This window comes from Paenibacillus sp. FSL W8-0426 (assembly GCF_037969725.1).
Lineage (GTDB): Bacteria > Bacillota > Bacilli > Paenibacillales > Paenibacillaceae > Paenibacillus > Paenibacillus hubeiensis.
The window spans coordinates 5863660-5870000 of the sequence record NZ_CP150203.1 but is presented as its reverse complement, the minus strand read 5'-3'; the positions used below and the strand labels follow the sequence as shown (position 1 = coordinate 5870000).

Genomic DNA, 6341 nt, shown 5'->3' with positions numbered 1-6341 from the left:
CGTTGCTCAGTTTTGAGAGTTCAAACTCTCATACGTTTGGTGGCGATAGCGAAGGGGTTCCACACGTTCCCATCCCGAACACGACCGTTAAGCCCTTCATCGTCGATGGTACTTGGACCGCAGGGTCCTGGGAGAGTAGAAAGCCGCCAAGCGTAACCCGTTTCGGGTGACAATTCAATATTATTGTGGGCCCTTAGCTCAGTTGGTTAGAGCGCACCTCTGATAAGGGTGAGGTCGGTGGTTCGAGTCCACCAGGGCCCACCATTTAAACTTCATAAGGTTTTTGTATGCGGGGTAGCTGAAAAGTAATTGGAATCAATCTCGTAGGCAAACTTCACTCTTTGGAGTAAGGTTTGGGGCCATAGCTCAGCTGGGAGAGCGCCTGCCTTGCAAGCAGGAGGTCAGCGGTTCGATCCCGCTTGGCTCCACCAACAATGATTTTCTAAGCTTGTTCTTTGAAAACTGGATATCGAAACGAAAAATGCGAATTAGAACATTCCTTTTCGGATGAATGCTCATTCGGTTCAAGCAACCGATGAACAATCATCCTAGCTGAACTTGTGTCAAACAAGTTTATATATTAGTGAAAACTGCATTGCTCATCTGAGCAATTGGTTAAGCTACTAAGAGCACACGGAGGATGCCTAGGCGCTAGGAGCCGATGAAGGACGTGGCGAACAACGATACTGCCTCGGGGAGCTGTAAGCAAGCTTTGATCCGGGGATGTCCGAATGGGGAAACCCAGCTGGCGTAATACCCAGTTACTCTTGTCTGAATACATAGGGCAGGAGAGGCATACCAGGGGAACTGAAACATCTAAGTACCCTGAGGAAGAGAAAACAATAGTGATTCCGTCAGTAGCGGCGAGCGAACGCGGAACAGCCCAAACCAGGGAGCTTGCTCTCTGGGGTTGTGGGACGTCTCACATGGAGTTACAAAGGAGCCGGTTAAACGAAGAGGTCTGGAAAGGCCCGCCATAGAAGGTAAAAGCCCTGTAATTGAAAGTCTGCTCCCTCCGAGACGGATCCCGAGTAGTGCGGGGCACGTGAAACCCCGTATGAATCCGGCAGGACCATCTGCCAAGGCTAAATACTTCCTAGCGACCGATAGTGAAGCAGTACCGTGAGGGAAAGGTGAAAAGCACCCCGGAAGGGGAGTGAAATAGAACCTGAAACCGTGTGCTTACAAGAAGTCAGAGCCCATTTTAGGGGTGATGGCGTGCCTTTTGTAGAATGAACCGGCGAGTTACGTTCCCGTGCAAGGTTAAGGTGAGAAGCCGGAGCCGCAGCGAAAGCGAGTCTGAATAGGGCGAATGAGTACGTGGACGTAGACCCGAAACCGGGTGATCTACCCCTGTCCAGGGTGAAGGTGCGGTAACACGCACTGGAGGCCCGAACCCACGCACGTTGAAAAGTGCGGGGATGAGGTGGGGGTAGCGGAGAAATTCCAATCGAACTCGGAGATAGCTGGTTCTCCCCGAAATAGCTTTAGGGCTAGCCTCGGAAAACAGAGTCGTGGAGGTAGAGCACTGATTGGGTGCGGGGCCCGCAAGGGTTACCAAGCTCAGTCAAACTCCGAATGCCATAGACTTACTTCCGGGAGTCAGACAGTGAGTGCTAAGATCCATTGTCAAAAGGGAAACAGCCCAGACCATCAGCTAAGGTCCCCAAGTGTGTGTTAAGTGGGAAAGGATGTGGAGTTGCACAGACAACCAGGATGTTGGCTTAGAAGCAGCCATCATTGAAAGAGTGCGTAATAGCTCACTGGTCGAGTGACTCTGCGCCGAAAATGTAACGGGGCTAAACACACCACCGAAGCTATGGCTTGATCTTATGATCAGGGGTAGGGGAGCGTTGTATGTACGTTGAAGGTGTACCGTAAGGAGCGCTGGAGAGCATACAAGTGAGAATGCCGGTATGAGTAACGAAAAGATCAGTGAGAATCTGATCCGCCGAAAGCCTAAGGGTTCCTGAGGAAGGCTCGTCCGCTCAGGGTAAGTCGGGACCTAAGGCGAGGCCGAAAGGCGTAGTCGAAGGACAACAGGTCGAAATTCCTGTACCACCGTAAATCGTTACGAGCGATGGGGGGACGCAGTAGGGTAGTGACGCAGGCTGATGGATGCCTGTCCAAGCAGTGAGGCTGGTTAGTAGGCAAATCCGCTAACCGCAAGGCTGAGCTGTGATGGGGAGTGAAAATTACAGTAGCGAAGGTCATGATCTCACACTGCCAAGAAAAGCCTCTAGCCAGATGAAGGTGCCCGTACCGCAAACCGACACAGGTAGGCGAGAAGAGAATTCTAAGGCGCGCGGAAGAACTCTCGTTAAGGAACTCGGCAAAATGACCCCGTAACTTCGGGAGAAGGGGTGCCCCGGTAGTGTGAATAGCACGAGGGGGCCGCAGTGAAAAGGCCCAAGCGACTGTTTAGCAAAAACACAGGTCTGTGCGAAGCCGTAAGGCGAAGTATACGGGCTGACGCCTGCCCGGTGCTGGAAGGTTAAGGGGAGCGGTTAGGGAGTAATCCCGAAGCTGTGAACCGAAGCCCCAGTAAACGGCGGCCGTAACTATAACGGTCCTAAGGTAGCGAAATTCCTTGTCAGGTAAATTCTGACCCGCACGAATGGCGTAACGACTTGGGCGCTGTCTCAACGAGAGATCCGGTGAAATTTTAATACCTGTGAAGATGCAGGTTACCCGCGACAAGACGGAAAGACCCCATGGAGCTTTACTGCAGCTTGATATTGAATTTGGGTACGATCTGTACAGGATAGGTGGGAGCCTGAGAAGCATGAGCGCCAGCTTGTGTGGAGGCACCGTTGGGATACCACCCTGATCGTATCTAGGTTCTAACCTGGTGCCCTGATCGGGTACGGGGACAGTGTCAGGTGGGCAGTTTGACTGGGGCGGTCGCCTCCTAAAGAGTAACGGAGGCGCCCAAAGGTTCCCTCAGAATGGTTGGAAATCATTCGAAGAGTGCAAAGGCATAAGGGAGCTTGACTGCGAGACCTACAAGTCGAGCAGGGACGAAAGTCGGGCTTAGTGATCCGGTGGTACCGCATGGAAGGGCCATCGCTCAACGGATAAAAGCTACCCTGGGGATAACAGGCTTATCTCCCCCAAGAGTCCACATCGACGGGGAGGTTTGGCACCTCGATGTCGGCTCATCGCATCCTGGGGCTGAAGTAGGTCCCAAGGGTTGGGCTGTTCGCCCATTAAAGCGGTACGCGAGCTGGGTTCAGAACGTCGTGAGACAGTTCGGTCCCTATCTGTCGTGGGCGTAGGAAATTTGAGAGGAGCTGTCCTTAGTACGAGAGGACCGGGATGGACGTACCGCTGGTGTACCAGTTGTTCCGCCAGGAGCACCGCTGGGTAGCTATGTACGGACGGGATAAGCGCTGAAAGCATCTAAGCGTGAAGCCCCCCTCAAGATGAGATTTCCCAGTATGTAAGACCCCTTGAAGACGACGAGGTAGATAGGCTGGGGGTGGAAGTGCAGCAATGCATGGAGCTGACCAGTACTAATCGGTCGAGGGCTTATCCAAAAAATGCAGGTTCTAAGTCGCAGATTTCGTTTCGAATCCAGTTTTCAGAGAGCAATCTCTGAGTGAAAAACGGGTACATCAGTTGATGTGCGGATCGTTTTTCAATACAAAACAATATTCCCTGATAGCTCAGTTGGTAGAGCACTCGACTGTTAATCGAGTTGTCACAGGTTCGAGTCCTGTTCGGGGAGCCATATGGAGAGGTGTCCGAGTTGGCCGAAGGAGCACGATTGGAAATCGTGTAGGCGCCAAAAGCGTCTCGAGGGTTCGAATCCCTCTCTCTCCGTTCTGATTTTTAAATGCAAGGCCCGTTGGTCAAGGGGTTAAGACACCTCCCTTTCACGGAGGTAACAGGGGTTCGAATCCCCTACGGGTCATGTTTATCCAAAAGACTTGATTTTATCATTGATTATATGATATGATCATAAATGTCTTGTTCGGAGGCTTAGCTCAGCTGGGAGAGCATCTGCCTTACAAGCAGAGGGTCGGGGGTTCGAACCCCTCAGCCTCCACCATATACTTTTTTAACGACGCGGGGTGGAGCAGCCCGGTAGCTCGTCGGGCTCATAACCCGAAGGCCGCAGGTTCAAATCCTGCCCCCGCAATTGAACTTATTTTAAATAAGGGATCTTGGAACCGTGGTGTAGTTGGCCTAACATGCCTGCCTGTCACGCAGGAGATCGCGGGTTCGAATCCCGTCGGTTCCGCCATTTTCTTTCAAACATTGAGGAAGCTGTTCACTAAATCTGCTGTAAGGCACTGACGCCTGGATAAAGTGCAACGTTTCAAGATTAACTTTATTATGGCTCGGTAGCTCAGTCGGTAGAGCAGAGGACTGAAAATCCTCGTGTCGGCGGTTCGATTCCGTCCCGAGCCACCATTGAATCTAATAATCGAATATGCCGGTGTAGCTCAATTGGTAGAGCAACTGACTTGTAATCAGTAGGTTGGGGGTTCAAGTCCTCTCGCCGGCACCATTGTGGAGGCTTAGCGAAGTGGCCAAACGCATCAGACTGTAAATCTGCTCCCGTACGGGTTCGGTGGTTCGAATCCATCAGCCTCCACCATTGCTTTTAGGGGCATAGTTTAAAGGTAGAACAGCGGTCTCCAAAACCGTTAGTGTGGGTTCAATTCCTGCTGCCCCTGCCAATTCTTTATTAATTATGTATTATGGCGATCGTGGCGAAGTGGTTAACGCACCGGTTTGTGGATCCGGCATTCGGGGGTTCAATTCCCCTCGATCGCCCTCTAGTGGGGATTAGCCAAGCGGTAAGGCAACGGACTTTGACTCCGTCATGCATAGGTTCAAATCCTATATCCCCAGCCATTATTTGCGGACGTGGCTCAGCGGTAGAGCATCGCCTTGCCAAGGCGAGGGTCGCGGGTTCGATTCCCGTCGTCCGCTCCAATAGAATATGGCGCCATAGCCAAGTGGTAAGGCACAGCTCTGCAAAAGCTTTATCCCCAGTTCGAATCTGGGTGGCGCCTCCAGTAAATATGCCGGCGTGGCGGAATGGCAGACGCGCTCGACTCAAAATCGAGTGGGAAACCGTGGAGGTTCGAGTCCTCTCGCCGGTATTCAGTATTAAGAAAACAGTCCAGTAGAGATTACATCTAATGGGCTGTTTTTTTGTTTATCTATATGCTTACAAAATGAAATGATTAGGTGGGAGTACAGTGCCGGATTTGCATACAGAACACGATTATTCACAATTATTATTTGACCTATCTCTTTGGGAAGAAGCCTGGAGAAAGAGAAAGGCGTCCATGCCTCCCAGGAAAGGGAGCTATCCGTTCGATACGGAGGAAGCCTTTGAACGGTGGGCCAGAGAATACCACCATCAGTCGTTCACGGAAGAAGGCAAACAACGTTCTGGTCGCATTATGGGCTGGATTGAGAATCAGGGCGTCGAATATAAGGGGTTAACGATACTGGATGTCGGCGCCGCCTCAGGTGCGTTCAGCATACCATTCGCGGAAAAAGGAGCAACGGTTACTGCTGTTGAACCTTCGCATTTTCTGACCGCTTTGATGAAAGAAACCATTCCTGCCGAATTAAGATCCAGGATCGACATTGTGTCGGAACGTTTTGAGGAATTGTCCATTCAGGACAAAGGCTGGGAAAAGAAGTTCGATTTGGTGTTTGCCTCCATGTGTCCAGCCATGTCCGACTGGGAGACGGTGGAACAAGCCATCCTCTGCGCCAGGCAATATGTGTATATCAGCACGATGGCGGCTCCACGCGAGCACACCCTAATGGATGAGTTGAAAGAGGTGTTGGGGGTAAAATCGACATTCAGAGCAGGAGATATGGCATACATCCAACAGCTTCTATATTTGAAGGGATATTCTTATACGAGCATTATCACCAAAGAAACGACTACGTTGGAGATGCCGTTGGAGGATGTCGTGCATAAGCTGCCGGAATGGCTCAAAACGTACAAGCTGCCAACGGATGAACAGACTCTGCGACTTGCTGAAGAGCACATTAGAAAGACATTTCCGGATGGCGTCGTCACGTTTACGCGGGGAGGACGATTCGGAAAAATATTGATTCAACTCGATCAACCTCAGATGAAAACTGTACGGAAATAAGCATGAAGTTACGAGCGGTTGTTCATATAATAGTATGATCAGAAAAACCAAGAGGGGCAGTGGAAGCTGCCCCTTTTGCATGCATGGTTCCGAGGTATACCTTGTACCCTTTCACGAAATGGATTCTCCCCATAAATAACAGACCACCCCCCTTGTAGTGCGCCTTCAAACAGGTCTTTAGAACGGGCTGAAGCTCATATGATAGAG

Annotated in this window: 1 protein-coding gene, 17 tRNA genes and 2 rRNA genes; all 20 read left to right on the top strand. The window is 51.1% G+C overall.

The window, feature by feature from the left end:
* Positions 1 to 35 precede the first annotated feature (35 nt).
* The 20 genes from rrf (at position 36) to MKY59_RS26515 (ending at position 6134) form a co-directional block, all read left to right on the top strand.
* Positions 36 to 152: ribosomal RNA gene (gene rrf, locus MKY59_RS26610) — 5S ribosomal RNA — on the top strand.
* Between the two features lie 35 nt (positions 153 to 187).
* Positions 188 to 264 (top strand) — tRNA-Ile (locus tag MKY59_RS26605).
* Positions 265 to 355: 91 nt separating this feature from the next.
* A tRNA-Ala gene (locus tag MKY59_RS26600) sits at positions 356 to 431 on the top strand.
* A gap of 182 nt (positions 432 to 613) precedes the next feature.
* Positions 614 to 3539: ribosomal RNA gene (locus MKY59_RS26595) — 23S ribosomal RNA — on the top strand.
* 118 nt (positions 3540 to 3657) lie between these two features.
* A tRNA-Asn gene (locus tag MKY59_RS26590) sits at positions 3658 to 3733 on the top strand.
* 3 nt (positions 3734 to 3736) lie between these two features.
* A tRNA-Ser gene (locus tag MKY59_RS26585) sits at positions 3737 to 3825 on the top strand.
* A 19-nt stretch (positions 3826 to 3844) separates the two neighbouring features.
* A tRNA-Glu gene (locus MKY59_RS26580) sits at positions 3845 to 3916 on the top strand.
* Positions 3917 to 3978: 62 nt separating this feature from the next.
* A tRNA-Val gene (locus MKY59_RS26575) sits at positions 3979 to 4054 on the top strand.
* A 16-nt stretch (positions 4055 to 4070) separates the two neighbouring features.
* Positions 4071 to 4144, top strand: a tRNA-Met gene (locus MKY59_RS26570).
* A 27-nt stretch (positions 4145 to 4171) separates the two neighbouring features.
* A tRNA-Asp gene (locus MKY59_RS26565) sits at positions 4172 to 4249 on the top strand.
* A gap of 94 nt (positions 4250 to 4343) precedes the next feature.
* Positions 4344 to 4419, top strand: a tRNA-Phe gene (locus tag MKY59_RS26560).
* Between the two features lie 21 nt (positions 4420 to 4440).
* Positions 4441 to 4516, top strand: a tRNA-Thr gene (locus MKY59_RS26555).
* Positions 4517 to 4520: 4 nt separating this feature from the next.
* Positions 4521 to 4606: transfer RNA gene (locus MKY59_RS26550), tRNA-Tyr, on the top strand.
* Between the two features lie 8 nt (positions 4607 to 4614).
* Positions 4615 to 4688, top strand: a tRNA-Trp gene (locus MKY59_RS26545).
* A gap of 24 nt (positions 4689 to 4712) precedes the next feature.
* Positions 4713 to 4785: transfer RNA gene (locus MKY59_RS26540), tRNA-His, on the top strand.
* A 6-nt stretch (positions 4786 to 4791) separates the two neighbouring features.
* Positions 4792 to 4866: transfer RNA gene (locus MKY59_RS26535), tRNA-Gln, on the top strand.
* A 6-nt stretch (positions 4867 to 4872) separates the two neighbouring features.
* Positions 4873 to 4947 (top strand) — tRNA-Gly (locus MKY59_RS26530).
* A gap of 9 nt (positions 4948 to 4956) precedes the next feature.
* Positions 4957 to 5030: transfer RNA gene (locus MKY59_RS26525), tRNA-Cys, on the top strand.
* An 8-nt stretch (positions 5031 to 5038) separates the two neighbouring features.
* A tRNA-Leu gene (locus MKY59_RS26520) sits at positions 5039 to 5117 on the top strand.
* Positions 5118 to 5306: 189 nt separating this feature from the next.
* Complete coding sequence (locus MKY59_RS26515) at positions 5307 to 6134, top strand: methyltransferase domain-containing protein (protein ID WP_339274625.1); 828 nt, start codon at positions 5307 to 5309, stop codon at positions 6132 to 6134.
* The last annotated feature ends 207 nt before the right edge of the window (positions 6135 to 6341 follow it).

What these genes read in the sequence shown, in the direction of transcription:
- MKY59_RS26515 (WP_339274625.1), top strand. Translation starts at nt 5,307, where the DNA reads ATGCCTCCCAGGAAAGGGAGCTATCCGTTCGATACGGAGGAAGCCTTT.